This is a genomic window from Inquilinus sp. Marseille-Q2685, assembly GCF_916619195.1.
In the GTDB taxonomy this organism is placed as follows: Bacteria; Pseudomonadota; Alphaproteobacteria; order DSM-16000; family Inquilinaceae; genus Inquilinus.
Map to the genome: position 1 here is coordinate 1189728 of NZ_CAKAKL010000002.1, position 17087 is coordinate 1206814.

Annotated in this window: 14 protein-coding genes; 3 read left to right on the plus strand and 11 right to left on the minus strand. The window is 71.6% G+C overall.

Annotated elements, in window-relative coordinates:
* Positions 1-55: 55 nt before the first annotated feature.
* Both LG391_RS14845 and LG391_RS14850 read right to left on the minus strand, forming a co-directional pair.
* A complete protein-coding gene (locus LG391_RS14845; protein WP_225768772.1) occupies positions 56-1333 on the minus strand; it encodes a sodium:proton antiporter in 1278 nt (425 codons plus the stop codon).
* Between the two features lie 164 nt (positions 1334-1497).
* Positions 1498-1869: a helix-turn-helix domain-containing protein gene (locus tag LG391_RS14850; protein ID WP_225768773.1), complete on the minus strand. Its 372-nt coding sequence runs from the start codon at positions 1867-1869 to the stop codon at positions 1498-1500.
* A gap of 158 nt (positions 1870-2027) precedes the next feature.
* On the opposite strand from LG391_RS14850, the gene LG391_RS14855 reads away from it, so the two are divergent.
* From LG391_RS14855 to LG391_RS14865, 3 genes are read left to right on the plus strand one after another with little or no spacing between them, the layout of a single operon-like run.
* Positions 2028-2537: a (2Fe-2S)-binding protein gene (locus LG391_RS14855; RefSeq protein ID WP_225768774.1), complete on the plus strand. Its 510-nt coding sequence runs from the start codon at positions 2028-2030 to the stop codon at positions 2535-2537.
* A gap of 3 nt (positions 2538-2540) precedes the next feature.
* On the plus strand, positions 2541-3530 hold the full coding sequence (locus LG391_RS14860) for a xanthine dehydrogenase family protein subunit M (RefSeq protein WP_225768775.1): 990 nt from the start codon (positions 2541-2543) through the stop codon (positions 3528-3530).
* Positions 3527-5644 (plus strand): xanthine dehydrogenase family protein molybdopterin-binding subunit, encoded by a 2118-nt coding sequence (locus LG391_RS14865; protein WP_225768776.1) that lies wholly within the window; start codon positions 3527-3529, stop codon positions 5642-5644. Before LG391_RS14860 ends, LG391_RS14865 begins: the two co-directional genes overlap by 4 nt.
* 28 nt (positions 5645-5672) lie before the next feature.
* Here LG391_RS14865 and LG391_RS14870 read toward each other — a convergent pair whose 3' ends face one another.
* The 9 genes from LG391_RS14870 to LG391_RS14910 all read right to left on the minus strand — a co-directional run bounded on the left by LG391_RS14870 (position 5673) and on the right by LG391_RS14910 (position 17067).
* Positions 5673-6515, minus strand: coding sequence for a carbohydrate ABC transporter permease (locus LG391_RS14870; protein ID WP_225768777.1), 843 nt, complete (start codon positions 6513-6515; stop codon positions 5673-5675).
* The gene (locus LG391_RS14875; protein ID WP_225768778.1) at positions 6505-7455 is read right to left on the minus strand and encodes a carbohydrate ABC transporter permease; all 951 of its coding nucleotides are present in this window, start codon (positions 7453-7455) and stop codon (positions 6505-6507) included. Before LG391_RS14875 ends, LG391_RS14870 begins: the two co-directional genes overlap by 11 nt.
* 2 nt (positions 7456-7457) lie before the next feature.
* Complete coding sequence (locus LG391_RS14880; RefSeq protein WP_225768779.1) at positions 7458-8726, minus strand: ABC transporter substrate-binding protein; 1269 nt, start codon at positions 8724-8726, stop codon at positions 7458-7460.
* A gap of 42 nt (positions 8727-8768) precedes the next feature.
* Entirely contained in the window at positions 8769-10382 is a 1614-nt protein-coding gene (locus LG391_RS14885; RefSeq protein WP_225768780.1) for an FAD-dependent oxidoreductase, read from the minus strand.
* On the minus strand, positions 10379-11443 hold the full coding sequence (locus LG391_RS14890; RefSeq protein ID WP_225768781.1) for a LacI family DNA-binding transcriptional regulator: 1065 nt from the start codon (positions 11441-11443) through the stop codon (positions 10379-10381). The genes LG391_RS14885 and LG391_RS14890 overlap by 4 nt, the downstream gene beginning before the upstream one ends.
* A gap of 220 nt (positions 11444-11663) precedes the next feature.
* The gene (locus LG391_RS14895; protein ID WP_225768782.1) at positions 11664-12506 is read right to left on the minus strand and encodes an alpha/beta hydrolase; all 843 of its coding nucleotides are present in this window, start codon (positions 12504-12506) and stop codon (positions 11664-11666) included.
* A complete protein-coding gene (locus LG391_RS14900) occupies positions 12503-14602 on the minus strand; it encodes a substrate-binding domain-containing protein (RefSeq protein ID WP_225768783.1) in 2100 nt (699 codons plus the stop codon). The genes LG391_RS14895 and LG391_RS14900 overlap by 4 nt, the downstream gene beginning before the upstream one ends.
* 4 nt (positions 14603-14606) lie before the next feature.
* The gene (locus LG391_RS14905; RefSeq protein ID WP_225768784.1) at positions 14607-15884 is read right to left on the minus strand and encodes an amidohydrolase family protein; all 1278 of its coding nucleotides are present in this window, start codon (positions 15882-15884) and stop codon (positions 14607-14609) included.
* 52 nt (positions 15885-15936) lie between these two features.
* On the minus strand, positions 15937-17067 hold the full coding sequence (locus LG391_RS14910) for an ABC transporter substrate-binding protein (protein WP_225768785.1): 1131 nt from the start codon (positions 17065-17067) through the stop codon (positions 15937-15939).
* Positions 17068-17087: the final 20 nt, after the last annotated feature.

The window sequence follows — 17087 nt, forward strand, 5'->3', positions numbered from 1 at the left end:
CAACAGCGTCAGACGGGAGTCCGGTTCCTGCAAGAGCGCCCGCCCGCGGCCTCTCCTATGCTCGGCGGCGCTCGCTGTGTCCGCTCCGCGTCGGACGTGCCGCCGCCCTGCGCCGGCGATCGGCCCAGGCCATCAGCGGCGTCGAGGCGATGCCGTGCATCACGATCGACCCGAGGACCGCGAAGGACGTGATCGCCCACAGCCGGCCGGCGTCCGGAAACTCCGCCCGGCCCAGCGCATAGGCCATGTAGTAGAAGGTGCCGAGGCCGCGGATGCCGAAGAAGGCCATGAGGCCGCGGGCGGCGCGCGGCAGCTTCGTGCCGATCAGGCTGACCCAGCCGCACAGCGGGCGGATGACCAGCAGCAGGGCGGCGCCGACCAGCACGTCCCTCCATTCCAGCCGGGCCAGCGCGCCGGTCCCGACCGCGGCACCGAACACCAGGAGCACGACGACCATCAGCACGCGCTCGATCTGTTCCGAGAACTCGGCCATCGCGCCATGGAAGTCGCTGCTGCGGTCCGTGGCCCGCAGCGTCACCGCGGCGATGAACACGGCGACGAAGCCGTAGCCGGCGGCGAGTTCGGTCACGCCGAAGGAGATCAAGGTGACGCCGACGGCGACCAGCCCGTCGCCGGTGCGCGACAGCTTCAGGCGCGGCAGCCGGAAGGTCAGCCAGCCGAAGACGCGGCCGGCGGCGTAGCCGATCAGCGCGCCGCAGCCGATCCTCCAGATCACGTCGCCCGCCAGCCAATGGACCCAGGCCGACTCCAGCGGCGTGGCCGCGAGCGTCATCGCCAGCACGACGAAGGGGAAGGCCAAACCATCGTTGAGGCCGGCCTCGGAGGTCAGGGCGAAGCGCACCTCGCCGCCCTCCTCCTCCCCCGGCGGACCGGCCTGCACGTCGCACGCCAGGACCGGATCGGTCGGCGCCAGCGCGGCGGCGACCAGCAGGGCCGCCGCCCAGGGCAGGCCGAGGGCCGCCCAGCACAGCGCCGCCATCGTGGCGATGGTCAGCGGCATGGCGATGCCGAGCAGCCGCCAGGTCGCCTGCCAGCGGCGCCAGCCGAAGGGACGCTCGACCCGGAGGCCCGCCCCCATCAGCGCCACCAGGATGATGAACTCCACCGCCTGTTCCAGCACCCGCTCCTGGAGCAGGAAGGCGGAGGCGCGATCGATCCAGGGACCGTGCGGCGCGACGACGCCGATGCCGACGGCGACGATCGGCAGCGACAGCGGCAGGCGGCGGACCACCAGCGGCAGCCAGGCCGACAGCAGGACCAGCGCGCCGAGGACCAGGATGACGACGGCCGAAGCGTCGAACGTCTCGGGCATGCCGGGCCAACAGCGGGATCGGCGTGCCGGTTTCCTCCATCGTTGTCCCGAGGGCTTGGAGGGCCCTGCCGCTGATCACACTGCTGCCGGCCATCTTGCCGTCGACGGACCTGTCCGCGCCGAACCTGGTCTTGGGCCCGTGACCACCATGGGCGGCCCCCTCCCTACGATGCCGGTTCCGACATGCCGTGCGGTTCCCGACGCTGCCGGACCGCGCCGATCCCCTCCGCATGCTTCTCGCCCCAATCGGCCAGGGGGCCCAGCGCCTGGTTGAGCGAGGTGCCGAGCGCAGTCACCGAATACTCCACCCGCGGCGGCACCTCATGGAACACCTCGCGGTGGACCAGGCCGTCCGCCTCCATCTCCCGCAGCTGCTGGATCAGCATCTTCTCGCTGATCCCCGGCACCAGCCTCTTCAGCTCACCGAACCGGCGGGGCTCGGCCTGGATCTCCCACAGGATCAGAGCCTTCCATTTGCCGCCGATAACCTCGAAGGCGGGTCCCAGGCCGCAGCTGTAGGGCTGCTCTCCCCTCATGATGTCCTCGCGTCAAGGTCTTGCAATGCCGCAATTCTTACCTTCCGGTAAGTACCTGACTTTTAAGTAGGTACTTGAGCAAAATCAAGCAGCCCATACCTTCCAGACATCCGAACGAGCCGAACCCGGCCTCGGACGCAGCAGGAAGGGCGAGACATATGGACGCCGAACCCAACACCATTGAATCTCCCGAGGATGGGGCAGCGGAGGCGGCCCTGCGGGTCAATGGCCGCACGCGCCGTCTCCGGATCGATCCTCGGGTCACGCTCCTCGACGCGCTGCGGGACCATCTCGGCTTGACCGGGGCCAAGAAAGGCTGCGACCGCGGCGAATGCGGCGCCTGCACGGTGCATATCGACGGCCGCAGGGCGCTGTCGTGCCTGACGCTCGCGGTCATGGCCGAGGGCCGCGAGATCACCACGATCGAGGGCCTCGCCGAGAGCGACCGGCTGCACCCCGTGCAGGCCGCCTTCATCGAGCATGACGCGTTCCAGTGCGGCTTCTGCACCCCGGGGCAGATCATGTCGGCGGTCGCCTGCATCCGCGAGGGGCATGCCGGCTCGGACGACGAGATCCGTGAGTTCATGAGCGGCAATCTCTGCCGCTGCGCCGCCTATCCGCAGATCGTCGCCGCGGTGCGGGCCGCGGCGGCCACGACCGGAGCCTGACCCATGCAGAGCTTCGCCTATGAGCGGGCAGCGACCCTCGCACAAGCGATCGGGGCCGCGGCCGAGCCGGGCACGGCGGTGATCGCCGGCGGCACCGAGCTGCTGAACTGGATGAAGGACGGCATCGCCGCGCCGCGGCGCCTCGTCGATCTGAACCACCTGCCCGGCCTGGACAGCGTCACGGCGGACGCAAGCGGCCTCAGGATCGGGGCGCTGGCCCGGATGAGCGACCTGGCCGAGCACCCGGCGATCCGGCGCGACTGGCCGGCCGTCTCGCAGGCGCTGCTGCAGAGCGCTTCCGCCCAGATCCGCACCATGGCCTCGATCGGCGGCAACCTGATGCAGCGCACGCGCTGCCCCTATTTCCGGGCCGAGGTCGAGCTGCCCTGCAACCGGCGCCGGCCGGGCAGCGGCTGCGCGGCGCTGGCGGGCGAGGACCGGTCGGGCGCGATCTTCGGCTGGACCGAGCAGTGCGTCGCGACCCATCCGTCGGACGTGGCGGTGGCGCTGGCCGCGCTCGATGCCGTGGTGCATGTGGACGGCCCCGGCGGGCCGCGCGCGATCCCGATCGCGGACTTTCATCCCCTGCCCGACCACGGGTTGATCCGAGAGTCCGTGCTGGAGCCCGGGGAGCTGATCACCGCGATCGAGGTGCCGGCCTCCGCCGCCGCGCGGCGGTCGCACTACCTCAAGCTGCGCGAACGGGCATCCTACGAATTCGCGCTGGTCTCGGCAGCTGTCGGGCTCGACCTCGACGGCCCGGTGATCCGCGAGGCGCGGATCGCGCTCGGCGGCGTCGCGGCGAAGCCATGGCGCCTGAGAGAAGCGGAAGAAGCCCTGCGGGGCGTTATGCAGGCGGACGAACCCGCCCTGCGGCGCGCCTTGGACGCCGGCTTCGCCGAGGCGCGGCCGCTGCGCCGGAACGGCTTCAAGGTGGAGCTGGCCAAACGTGCCGTCATCCGGGCGCTGCAGATCGTAGGAGGCGTGGCATGAGCGGCGAAATCGGGCAGGCGGTCAGCCGCCGGGACGGTCCGGCGAAGGTCACCGGCGCGGCACGCTACGCCGCCGACACGCCCTCGGCCGGCGCCGTCCATGCCGTGATCGTTCCGGCAACCCGGCCGAGGGCCCGCATCACGGCGATCGATCTCGGCCGGGCATCGGCCGCGGCCGGCGTGATCCGCATCTTCACCCATGAGAATGCACCGCGCTTCGGCCAGGTGACCGTGGTGCTGGCGGAGGACAACCTGCCGCCGCTGCAGGGCGACCGAGTCCTCTACGAAGGCCAGCCGGTGGCGCTGGTGGTCGCCGGGACGCCGGAGCAAGCGACTGAGGCGGCACGCCTCGTCCGCGTCGATTATGACGAGGAGCCGTTCGACGCGGATTTCCTCGCCGATCCGGATCGGGCCGAGCTGGTGACCGAGTTCTTCGGCCTGCCGCTCGACACCGCCTGGGGCGACGTGGCGGCGGCCCGGCACGAGTCCGATGCCGGGGTGGAGGCCGTCTATGTCACGGCCGATCGGCACCACAACCCGATCGAGCCGGGGGCGATCCTGGCGGTCTGGCAGGACGGGCAGCTCACCGTGCACGATTCGACGCAGGGGGTGGCGGAGGAGCGCGACGCGCTGGCCCAGGCGCTCGGACTCGACCCGGAGCGCGTGCGGGTGCGGAACGACTTCATCGGCGGCAGCTTCGGCGCCAAGCTCTGGGGCCTGCCGCACCAGCTGCTGGCAGCCATGGCGGCGCGGGAGCTGGGGCGCCCGGTGAAGCTGGTTCTGACCCGGGCCCAGTCCTACACGGCCTGGGGCTATCAATCGGCGACCCGCCAGACCGTGGCCCTGAGCGCCCGGGCCGACGGCACCTTGACCGGCCTGCATCACGACGTCGTGGCTGCAGGCTCCCATATCGGCCACTACGTCGAGGCGGCGGGCTGGGACACGCCCGCGATGTATGCCACGCCAAACTTCAAGATCAGCCATCGCCGTCGGCGGCTGGACCGCGCCAGCCCGTCGGCGATGCGGTCGCCCTTCGGCGGCGTCGGCCTGGTCGCGGTCGAGATCGCGATGGACGAGCTCGCCGACCGCCTCGGCATGGACCCGCTCGAGCTCCGGCTCCGCAACTACGCCGAGGCCTATCCGGCCGACGGCCGCCCCTTCTCGTCCAAGCGGCTGCGGGAGTGCTACGCGGAGGGCGCGCGACGGTTCGGCTGGTCCGGCCGGCCGCCGGCGCCGCGGTCGATACGCGACGGCCGGGACCTGATCGGCTGGGGCATGGCGACCGCGGTGCTGCGGGCGTTCCGCTTTCCGGCCACGGCGCGGATCGGCATCGACCGCGACGGCCGGGTGCTGGTCGAGACCGCCACCCACGATGTCGGCCAGGGGCTGAGCACCATCCTCCGGCAGATCGCCGCCGACGCGCTCGGCGTGGCGGTCGAGCGCGTGAACCTGGCGATCGCCGACACCACCCTGCCCCGGACCACGTTCACCGGCGGCTCCTCGACCTCGATGAGCGTCGGTTCCGCCGTCCAGGCCGCGGCTACGGCCTTGAGAGAGAAGCTGGTCGAGGCCGGCGCCAACGGGCCCGAGGGCTATGCCGGCGCTCTGGCGCGGCTCGGCGTCGAGCGGCTGTCCGCCGAAGGCGAGTGGTCGCCGGCCGACAATGAGACGACCCCGCCGATCTTCAGCTTCGGGGCGGTGTTCGCCGAGGTGCGGGTCGACCGCGACATCCCGATCCCGAGGGTCAGCCGCGTCGTCGGCGTCTACGACGCCGGCCGGATCCTCAATCCCAAGACCGCGCGTAGCCAGATGACCGGCGGCATCATCTGGGGGATCGGCCAGGCGCTGTTGGAGAGATCGGAGATGGATCCTCGTCTCGGCCGGTTCCTGTCGAAGAACCTGGCCGGCTATCTGGTGCCGGTGAACGCCGATGTCAGCGAGATCGACGTCGCCTTCGTCGAGGCGCCCGACCCGCATGCCAGCCCGCTCGGCGCCCGCGGCATCGGCGAGCTGGGCGCCATCGGCATCGGCGCGGCGATCGCCAACGCCGTATCCCACGCCGCCGGCGTGCGGGTGCGCGAGCTGCCGATCCGGCCGGAGCATCTGATGGCGTGACGATCGCCCATGCCGGACGCCGGAGGGCTCACCCCTTCAGCCCGGTATGGGCCAGGCCCTCGATGAACTGGCGCTGGGCGAGGACGAACACGATCAGCACCGGCAGCGCCGTCAGGGTCACCGCCGCCAGCTGCACGTTCCACATCGGCCCGCCATAGGCGTCGACATACTGGGTCAGGGCCTGCGGCAGGGTGAACTTCTCGGTCGAGGACAGGAAGACAATCGGTTCGAGATACAGGTTCCAGCTGTGCAGGAAGGTGAAGATGGCGACGGCGCCCAGCGCCGGGCGGGCCAGCGGCAGGGCGATGCGCCAGAACAGCCCGAAGCGGCCGAGCCCGTCGATCCTTCCCGCCTCCTCCAGCTCCGGCGGCAGGGTGATGAAGAACTGGCGCATGATGAAGGTCGCCAGCACGCAGGGCGCGCCGAGGATCGGCACCAGGATCAGGGGCCAGTGGGTGTTGACTAGGCCGAGCCCCAGGAAGAAGCGGAACAGCGGCACGATCGTCACCTCGCTGGGCACCAGGAGCGCCAGCAGCACGACCATGAACACCGCGTTCTGGCCCGGGAAGCGGATGCGGGCAAAGGCGTAGCCGGCAAGCGAGGCCACCGCCATGGTGCCGAACGTCACCACCGCGGCGATGTACAGGCTGTTCCAGTACTGCAGGGCGAAGGGCTGCAGCGCGAACACCTGGCGGTAGGCGTCGAGGTCGAAGCTGCGCGGCAGCAGCGCCGGCGGGAAGGCGAAGATCTCCTGCACCGGCTTGAAGGAGGAGGTGACCATCCACCAGGTCGGGAAGACGAAGGGGATGGCCAGCACGCACATCAGCCCGTAGATCGCCAAGCGCGCGCGGGGGGAGAGATCAGCCCTCATGGAACACCCACCGCCGGCGCAGCTGCCACTGCGCGAAGGTCAGCACCGCGACGATCGCGAACAGCAGCACCGCCAGGGCCGAACCGTAGCCGAAGGCGTGGAACTGGAAGGCCTGCTGGTACAGGTAATAGACCAGCACGGTGGTCGAGATCCCCGGCCCGCCCTGGGTCAGCACCGCGATCTGGGCGAAGACCTGCAGCGACCCGACGATGGTGATGATCGAGGTCAGGAGGATGGTCGGGCTGATCAGCGGCAGTGTGATGCGGCGGAACTGGGCGAAGCGGCCGGCGCCTTCGATCCGCGCCGCCTCGTACAGATCGCGCGGCACGGTCTGCAGCGCCGCCAGGAACAGCACCATGTTCAGCCCGACATTCTTGAACACCTGGACCACGATCACCGACAGCATCGCCGTGGTCTCGCCGCGCAGCCAGTTGGGGCCGGTGATGCCGAACACGGCCAAGATGCCGTTGATGCCGCCGTCCTTCTGCAGGAGGAAGCCCCAGACGATGGTCCAGGCCACCAGCGACACCACGACCGGCGAGAAGAACAGCGCCCGGAACACCGTCATGCCGCGCAGGCGCTGGTTCAGCAGCACCGCCAGCAGCAGCGCCAGGCTGAGATTCAGCGCCACGAGCCCGATCGAGAACAGGGCGGTGGCCCGCAGCACCCCCGGCAGCTCCGGATCCGCCAGCAGCAGCCGGTAGTTGGCGTCGCCGATGTAGTCGAAGCTGCCGGCCAGCACGTTCCATTCGTGCAGGCTGTACCAGGCCACCAGCGTCAGCGGCATCAGCACGAACAGCGCGACGCCCAGCAGCTGCGGCGCGACGAAGAGATAGCCGGCCAGGGCGTCGCGGCGCCGGAGCGTCCAGAACGGCCGGTTCGGAGCGGCGGCCTCCACGGTGTCGGCGGGACCGGCCGGCATGGTGGAGGCCCGCGTCATCGTCAGCGCGCCAGCAGCGGCCGGATCCGGCCGCACACCGCCCTCAGCGCCGCGTCGATATCGGCGGCGGGCTGCCACAGCGCGTCCAGCCCCGCCCGCACCACCTGGGCGATCTGGGCGTTGCCGGTGTGGCTGGGCTTCACCGCCCCGATCTCGATGCCGCGCACCACCACCGCCTCGATCTGGCCCGGCTTCAGCATCGGGTTGGCCTTGGCCAACAGGTCGACGCCGAGCTGGCTCTTGCGCGGCGGCGGGAAGAACTGCGCCAGCTTCGCCGAGTTCTCCGGATTGGTCAGGAAGGCCAGGAAAGCTGCGGCCGCCTGCGCGTTCGGCCCGGCCTTGAACACGCCGATGCCGGCCTGGCCGATCACCGCGTATTCGCCGGCCGGCCCCTTCGGCAGAGGCACCAGGTCCCAGGCGAAAGCACCGTCCTTCAGCAGGGCCGCCCGGCTGATCTGGGTGATGGTCATGGCGGCGTCGCCGGCGAAGAAATCGGCCGGCGCGCCCGGCCCCGGCATCGCCTGGTCGGTGAACACCGCCTTGTGCAGGAAGCGCATCGCCTCGGCCATCGGCGGCTGGTCGAAGCCGCAGGCCTTGCCGTCCGCGCTCCAGGGCGCCGCCCCCCAGCCATTCCAGATGGTGGCGAGGTTGTCCCACAGCTTGTAGTCGAAGTCGCGCACCACCAGACCGGCCTTGCCGGTCTTGGCCCGCACCGCGGCGGCGTCGGCGATGGCGGTGTCCCAGGTCCACTCCCCCGCCGCGATCCGCTCGGCCGGCGGCTTCACCCCGGCCTGCTTCAGCAGGTCGAGATTGACGAAGACGCCGAAGGGCGAGGTCGAGAACGGATAGGCGTAGAGCACGTCGTCGCGGCGCCACAGCGCAGTGGCGCTGGGCAGGAGGTCCTCATAACCGTAGTCCGGCGTCGAGCGCAGGATGTCCTGCAGCGGCAGCAGCACGCCGGAAGAGACGAAGTCCGGCGCCGAGTTCTCGAAGATCCAGGCCAGGTCGGGGGCATTGCCGCCGGCGATCTGGGTGGTCAGCGCCGTGGTGTAGCCGTCGAAGGGCAGCGTCTCGAAGGTGATCGACGCCACCTCCGGGTGGTCCTTCCGGTACGCGGCGGCGATCTCGTCCAGCAACTGCAGATGCGCCTTGTTGCCGGTCCAGACCGTCATCCGGAGCGCGATGCCCTCCGCCCGAGCCGGAGTCCCGAGGGCCGCCGCAGCCAGCAGGCCGGCCGCGGCGATGGCGAAGATGCGGCGTCCGAGCGTCATGGCGTTCTCCTCCCCTATTTCCGTTGGATCCGGCAGTGCCGGTCAATAGCCGACGACATCCGGCCAGCGCAGCTCCACACCTTGCCCTTCCAGCCTGGCCTGGAAGGCGGCCAGCCGGTCCGGCCGCGCCCGCACCGCGCGCGGCGGCAGGTCGTGCTGCAGGCACCAGGCGGCGAGATGGCCCGCCACCTCGCCGATGTTCCATTCCACCGGATGCAGCCGGTAGCAGCCATTGGTGATGTGGGTGGTGCCGATCGCCTTGCCGGCCGGCAGCAGGTTCTCCATCCGCCGCGGCAGCAGGGCGCCGAGCGGGATCTCGAACGGGCAGGAGCCGACATCGATGTAGTTGTCGCCGCCGGTCGAGGGGTGCAGGTCGATCCGGTACATGCCGACGCCGACGGAATCACGGTAGCGCACGGCCCCGCGGGCGCCGCGCACCGCCAGGGACAGGTCCTGCTCCACCACCGTGTACTCGGCGCGGATGCGGCGGGATTCGCGGATGTAGGGCGCCTGGGCCAGGCCGTCGAGCGTGCCGGTGACGTCGCTGCGCAGCCTGAGGCCCGGGAATCCCGCGCCGCCGTCCGGCCGCGGCGCCTCGGTCTGCAGCCAGTACAGCACGCAACGCGACAGCTCCTCGGCGCCGGCCCGGTGGCGCCGCGCCTCGTCCTCCGGCACCTCGAACACCGGCCCCTCGAAATAGTCGATCATCGGCCAGTTCACGAGGGTGATGTCGCTGGCATAGGTGCCGCCGGCGAAGTTGCGGCGGGCGGCGATGCGCCGGAAGGTCCAGAGGTTGCCGTCGCCCGGGTTCAGCCGCTGGTCGGCGTTCACCGCCAGCGGGTTGTCATCCGGGTTCGGGGTGAAGCTGCGCTCGACGATCTCCAGCGTGCGCGGATGCGGCGACCGCCAGCCCAGCAGCGGCCCGCCCCAGAATTCCGGCCGGTAGTCGCGCCAGAAGGCGTAGTTCGCCGGCCGGTCGATGACGTGGTTGCCGTCGACATGGTCGATGGCGAAGCAGACCGACACCGCCTGCATGTTCAGGGGCTGGGCGGCCCAGGGCGCGCTCGGCTCCCCGGTCTCGGTGCGGGATTCGAAGCCGGTGACGTATTCGGTGCCGGTCAGCGGCAGCAGCGCGCCGGTCTCGGTCGCGTCCAGCACGTAGCGGCCGGATGCGACGATGTCCGCGCCGCCGTCGCGATGGGCCAGGCGGACGGCGCGCACCCGGTCGCCGTCGACATCCGCGGCCACCGGGCGGTACGGCTGCAGCACGCGGAGGCGGCCGGAGCCGCGCCACGGCGCCAGCATCGCCTCGATCACCGCCAGGCCGACCCGCGGCTCGTGGCACAGCCGGCTGACCCAGCCGGCGCCGGGGTTCAGGTCGCGCCAGGCCCGCGCGCCCTCGGTCAGCGGATAGTGGCGGCGATAGTGGTCGCGGATGCCGTCGCGCAGCGCCCGGTAGCTGGCGGTGACGCCGAAGCGTTCGACCCAGGAATGCTCGTCCGGCGGCACCGCCTGGCTGGTCAGCTGGCCGCCCAGCCAGTCGTATTCCTCGGTCAGAATCACCGAGCGGCCGGACCGGAGCGCCGCCAGCGCCGCCGCGACGCCGCCCAGGCCGCCCCCAACCACCAGCACATCCGCATCGAATTCCCGGGTCAATTCCGTCGTCCCTTCCGCTTGTCCGGCATCCTGTCCGGCACCGGGCCGAGGGTCTGCCCCTCGGCCAGCTCGCAGGGCAGCAGCCGCTGCCGCCCCTGCTCCTCCCCGCCCATCACCAGGGTCAGGATCTCGACCGCCTGCCGGCCCATCTCTTCCCGCGGGATGCGGAAGCAGGTGAAGGCGATGTCGGTCGCGACCGGCCGCGTCGGATTGCCCAGCGCGATCAGCGACAGGTCGCCCGGCACCGCCACGCCCCGGTCGCGCGCCGCCCGCTCCAGCACCACCGCGTCTGCCTGGTCCTCGACCAGCGCCGCGGTCGCGCCTTCGCGCAACAGCCCGTCGACGATTTCGCCGGGATCACGGTCCTGGGCAGGCTCGTGGATCCAGCCCACCCCCGTCTCCTCGACCGCGATGCGGAAGCCGGCCCAGCGGTCGTCAGAGGATTCGGCGCCGCAGCCGGGGCCGATGAAGGCGAGGCGGCGGTGGCCCAGCGCCACGGCCTGCCGGACCAGCGCCGCGGTGGCGGCGGCGTAGTCGGCGCCGACATAGGGCACGGGTCCGCCGGCATCGTCGCGGCGGCCGACGGCGACGAAGGGATAGCCGCTGGCGACCAGCCGGCCCAGCTCGTCCCGGTCCAGCGTCCGGCCCAGCAGGATGCAGCCATCGGCCAGGCGCAGCCGGTTGTTCTCGTGGAAGATCCGGCGGCGTCCGTCCGTCACCGGCGCGCTGGTGAACAGCAGCAGGTCGTAGCCGAACCGCTCCGCCGCCCCCTCGATGCCCAGCAGGAAGGGCGTGTAGAAATCGGCCTGCAGCGTCGGGAACACCGGCTCGTAGGTGAAGACGCCGAGCAGCTGGTTGCGCCGCCCGACCAGCTTCTGCGCCGCCGGATCGGCGACATAGCCGGTGGCACGGATCACCTCCAGCACCCGCTCGCGCGTCTCCTGCGGAATCCGGGCCGAGCCGTCGCCGCGCCGGTTGAGCACGAGCGACACGGTCGCTTGGCTGACCCCCGCCAGCCGGGCGATGTCCCGCTGCGTCAGCCGTGCACCTCCTCCCGGCATCGCCTCACCCTTGATAATACGTATTATCAGCGATAATAATGAGATCCTGCCGGGTGGTCAAATCCTTTGCTGGGGAATGTCCGCTCGGCGGAAAAGGCCCGACCCGGGGCGTGGTGGGGGATAGGCCCCGGGTCGGGCTGGACGCTCGGAGGGGTGAGCGCCGATACCGAGACGAATGCGGGATGCGGTCTATTCCCGACGGCGCGGAGAAACCTGGCCGTTACCGCGATGGGCGCGAGGCCGCGATCGTCCGCCCAAGCCGCTCCGCCAGGGCCGAGCCGGGGGTGCCCAGCGCCGTGGCGATGCTCATGTGGTTCTCGCCCGGGAGGGTCGCGAAGCGGCTCTCGACGCCCGCCGCGGCCAGTCGCTCGGCGAAGGCCCGGCCCTGGGACAGGAAGGGCGGCGTCTCGTCGGCACCGACCACGATGTCGACCAGCGGCCCCGGCATCGGCGCTGCCGTCAGCGGCGACCAGGCCGCCACCTCCGCCGCCGTCAGCCCGATCTCCGGCTGCAGGAAGCTGCCGGTGATCGGGTCGAGGTCGTAGATGCCGCTGACCAGCAGCAGGGACCGTACCGGCAGCTCCGGTGCCGCCGCCTCCCCCGCCCCGCGGCAGGCCAGGAAGCTGGCGAGATGGGCGCCGGCGGAAGCGCCGCTGGCGCTGAGCGCCGCCGGGTCGCCGCCCCAGCGGTCGGCATGGGCGGCCAGCCAGGCCACCGCCCGCCGCACCTGGCCGACCAGCGTCGCCATCCGGGCCTTCGGCATCAGCGAATAGTCGATGATCGCGGCGATCGCGCCATGCGCGGTGATGGCGTCGGCGACGAAGGCGAAGTCGAGCTTGGAGAAGGCGCGCCAGTAGCCGCCATGGATGAAGACATGGACCGGGAACGGCCCCTCCCCGCCCGGCGGCAGGTACAGGTCGAGCTTCTCGTCCGGATGGTCGCCATAGGCCAGGTCGCGCACGCCGCGCAGGGTCTGACGGGTGCGCTCGCTGGCCCGGCGATAGGCGGCGAGATGGGCTTCGAACTCCGGCACATGGGCGCGGATCATGAAGGGATCGGTCATGGCAGGGCGGCCTCGGTGAGGGGATCGGTCGGAACGACGGGCGGGGCGGAATCCGGCAGGTCGAGGGCTTCGAGCATCGCCCGCGCCGCCGGCAGGTCCACGGCCGCGACACGCAGCAGCAGCACCGCGCGGACTTGGCCATCGGCGCCGCGGATCGGCCGTGCCGCCTCGCCGAGATCTGGCCCGGCCTCGCCGATGAGGGCGGCGACGCGCTGGCCGCCTTCGGCCCGGATCGCCGCCACCAGCTCGGGCAGCGTCAGCGGCTTGCAGACGTCGCGCCGCGGCCGGGCATGGGCGGCCAGGAGCCACCGCAGCCGCCGCTCCGGCAACTCGGCGACCAGCAGGCGCCCGGCCAGGGTCCAGTTCACCGGCGTGCGGCCGCCGACCGCGATCGGCGGCACCCCGGGCGCGGCGCGGCCGAGGGCGATGGTACAGCGCTCGCCATGCAGCACCGCCAGCGCGGCGGCCCCGCCGGTCGTGCGCGCCAGCCGGTCCAGCATCGGCTCGGCCGCGGCGGCCAGATCGGCGATGCCGATCGCGGCGAAGCCGGCGGCCCGGGCCCGCGGCCCGGCGAGGATCCGGCCGCGGCCGCCGCGCTGCAGCAGCCCATGCCCGGCCAGCGGCCCCAGCAGGTCGTGCAGCGAAGAGCGCGGCATCGCCACCGCCTCCAGGAGGTCGGCGATGCCGGCCTCGCCGCCATGCGCCTTGAGCCAGACCAGGATATCGAGGGTGCGCAGGATCGAGCGGGCGCCGCCATCGGCCGCCGCGCCCTTGCCGACGGCGAAGGTGGTGGGGTCGTAGTCCTCGCCCATGCCGTGGCCCAGGATCAGGCTGGGCGGCCGGTCCCAGCGCACATGGTCCTCGACGAAGACGTCGGCGCGGACCGAGGCGGTCTCGCAGCCGCGGCTGATCACCAGCGGCGTGTGCACCTCGATCCGCCGCGGCAGGGTGCGGCCGGCCAGGATGTCGAGCCCGGCCTCGACCGCGCGGATGCCCATGGCCGGCGGGAAGTCCATCGCCGCCAGCTTGACGCCGTGCAGGATCGCCAGCTGGTAGACCGCGTTCTGGTCGCCGCCGGTGTGCGGCGGCACGCGGCCGTCATAGCCGGCATCGACCCAGGCCTGGATCGACCCGGCGCCGTGCAGGCCGCTGTCGCACCAGACGCCGTCGATGGCGTCGCCCCAGCGCCCGATCAGCCCGGCCATGGCGCGGCGGCCGGAAGCGACCGTCATCTCGGTGTGCACGGTCTCGAGGATGCGGATGCCGGGCGCCAGGGCGAACACCTCGCGCGCCGCCCGGGCGCGGCGCAGCAGCGGCCCGATCTCCGGGTCGCCGACCATCATCACGACGCTGCCGCGGCCGCCCAGCGTCTCGACCAGCCATTGCGCCGGCAGCCGGCCGATGGCCGTGTCCGGCCCGGCGACCTGGACCAGCGAATGCGAGGCGTCGCCCAGCAGCCGGTCGACCATGATCACGGGCAGCCCGGCGGCGCGGGCCCGGGCCAGGGCCGGCAGCAGCGCCTCGGTCTCCAGCGGGCTGACGATCAGGGCGTCGACGCCCATGGCCCGGAAGGCGTCGATGTCGCGCGCCTGGGCCGCCGGGTCGTCATCGGCATGGGCGATGCGCAGCGCGGCGATGCGGTCGGCATGCTCGGCCGCGGCGAACTGGACGCCGTGGATCAGCCCCTGGCGCCACAGATTGGCGCGGGACCCGTTGGAGAAGCCGAAGACATGGGGCGGCGGCCGGGCGAAAGGGGCGGCATCGACCAGCTCGGTGAAGCCGGGATTCCACAGAAAGGACCGGGCCGGGCCGGTCATGCCCTGCAGCCGCGGCCGGGACGGCGCGGCCGGCTGCGCCGCCTCGGCCTCCAGCGCCACCGCCAGGTCGAACCAGGCGGCGCCGAGCCGGACCATGCCGCGCCGCGGCGCCTCCAGCCAGCCGGCGGCCAGCATCGGCCGCAGCACGGCGTAGAGGCTGGAGCGCGGCACGGCGAGGCCTTCGGCCAGGGTCGCGACCGCCGCGCCGCCCGGGGCCTCGATCAGCCGGTCGACGACCCCGAGCAGGATCTCGACGCCCGACTGCCGGTGGCCTTCCACACCGTCACTCGGCGGCGGCCGCCGCCCGCATCGCCCGGCGCGGCGACAGGCGATGCATGGCGCCGTCCTTCATCACCATGCGGATGGCGCCGTGGTCGTGGATCAGGCTGACATCCTGCAGCGGGTCGCCGTCGACCAGGATCAGGTCGGCCAGGAAGCCTTCGCGCACCTGGCCCAGCCGGTCGCCCATGCCCATCAGCTCGCCGCCGATCCTGGTGGCGCATTGCAGCGCCTCGGACGGGGTGTAGCCGAACAGCTTGACGAAGTGCTCGACGTCGCGGGCGTTGGTGCCCTGCGGCGTCCAGGCGAAGCCGTAATCGCCGCCGATGACGACGCGGATGCCGCGGCGGCGCATCTCGGCATAGGTGCGCTGGCTGGCCTCCAGGCACAGATGCATGCCCAGCTTGCGCGCCTTCTCCTCGTCGATGCCCCAGGGTCCGGCCTCATGGATGGTGTTGTAGATCAGGCCGATGGCGGGGCCGACGAACACCCGGTCCTTCACTGCCTCCAGCATGTCCAGCGCCTCGGTGTCGGCCTGCTCGCAATGATAGATCACGTCGACCCCGGCGCGGATGGCGCGCTTCACCGCCTCGCTGGCGCGGGCGTGGCAGTTCACCCGCCGGCCGAAATCATGCGCCGCCTCGACCGCGGCGGTGACTTCGGCCTGCGACATCACCGACATGCCGCCCTTGGCCGGGTCGACGAAATCGTCGCCGGAGATGTTGATCTTGATGTTGTCGACATCCTCGCGGATGCAGATGCGGACGGCGCGGCGCACCTCCTCCGGCCCGTCGCAGACCATGCCGAAGCTGGCGCGGGCCAGGTGCAGCCGGGTCTCGTCGCCGAGGCCGCCGGTCACCGTGATCTCCGGGCTCGCCGCCTTGATCCGCGGGCCCTTCAGCCGGCCCTGGTTGACCTTGTCGCGGATCACAACGTCCAGCCGGGTCTTCGCGCTGGCGGCCGAATAGCAGCTGGTGAAGCCGTGGTCGAGCAGCAGCTCGGCGTTCCACATCGTCTCCAGCACATGCTCCTCGGTCGGGATGTCGCCGAGATCGGTGTTGCGGGCGGCACCGCAGAAGGAGAGATGGGCGTGGCCCTCGACCAGCCCCGGCATCAGCGTGGCGCCGCCGCCGTCGACCGCCTCGCAGCCGACGGCGTCCAGCCGCTCCGAAGCCGGGGCCACGGCCTGGATGCGGTCGCCGCGGACCACGACCTGGCCGGGATAGGGGTCGCGCCCGCTGCCGTCCCAGATCATCGCGCCGGTGATGTGATAGTCGCCCATGGGATCCTCCGCCCTGAGCGGGAGGCGGGCCGGCCCGCCTCCCGCGGGTTGACTACTTGCCGATCCACCGCTGCGGGTAGTCCGGCATCCCTTCGCAGCCGCACATGGCGTAGTGCAGCGGCGGCATCTTCTCGTTGACGTATTTGTCGAGGGTCTCGGCCGTGATCGTCGGCTGCGGCAGCGACCAGGCCGGGCCCGGCACCTTCTCGCCCTTCAGGATGCGCAGCGCCGCGATCACCGGGGTGCGCCACTGATAGGTCGGATAGGTCGGCGCCAGCGCCTTCATGCCGGACTGCTTCCATTTCTGCAGGAAGTCCTGCTGGTCCTCGCCGGTGACGATCGGCACGTCCATGCCCTGGTCCTCGAACGCCTCGATCGCGGCGACGCTGGTGGCCCCGGCGTCCATCCAGACGGCGTCGAGCTTGCCGACGCGGGTCAGAGTGTCCTCGACGATCGACTTGGTCTTGGCTCGGTCGCCGTCGGTGAACTCCGCCCCCACCACCTCGATGCCCTTCTCGTCGAAGATCCGCTTGGCCGCGGCCCAGCGGTTCTCCAGCACGTCGACGCCAGGCAGGATGCGCAGCGCCAGCACCTTGCCGCCCTTCGGCACGTTGGCGGCGATGTACTCCGCCGCGGCGATGCCGAAGGCGTAGCCGCCGATCGGCTTGATCACGGTGACCGGGCAGTCGGTCAGCACGCCGCGGTCGAAGACGATGACCGGCACCTGCTTGCAGGCCTCCTCCACCGCCGGGGTCAGCGCCGCGGTGGTGTTGGGCGAGACGATCAGCGCGTCGCAATTGCCGCTGGCCAGCATCGCCTTGATGTCGGAGATCTGCTTGTCGTCCTTGCCCTCGGCATCGGCGACGGTGAAGGAGGCGATCTCATCCTTGTGCAGGTCGACCTCGGCCTGCATCGTGGTCCAGCCGACCACGCGCCATGGGTTGCCGACCCCGGCGTTGGAGAAGCACAGCTTGTACGGCCCCGGCTTCTTGTACTTGGCGGTGTCGACCATCTGGCTGCCGTAGTGCTGCTCCCACGGCTTGTCGGCCGGGCCTTCCGCCTTGGCCGACATCAGCGCCCGCTGGGCCTCGAACTCCTTGGGGTCGTCGAAGCTCTGCGCCTGGACCGTGCTGGCCGCCAGGGCCAGCACGGCTGCGGTGCCGATCATCATCCCGATACGCATGGGCGTTCCTCCCCTATCGT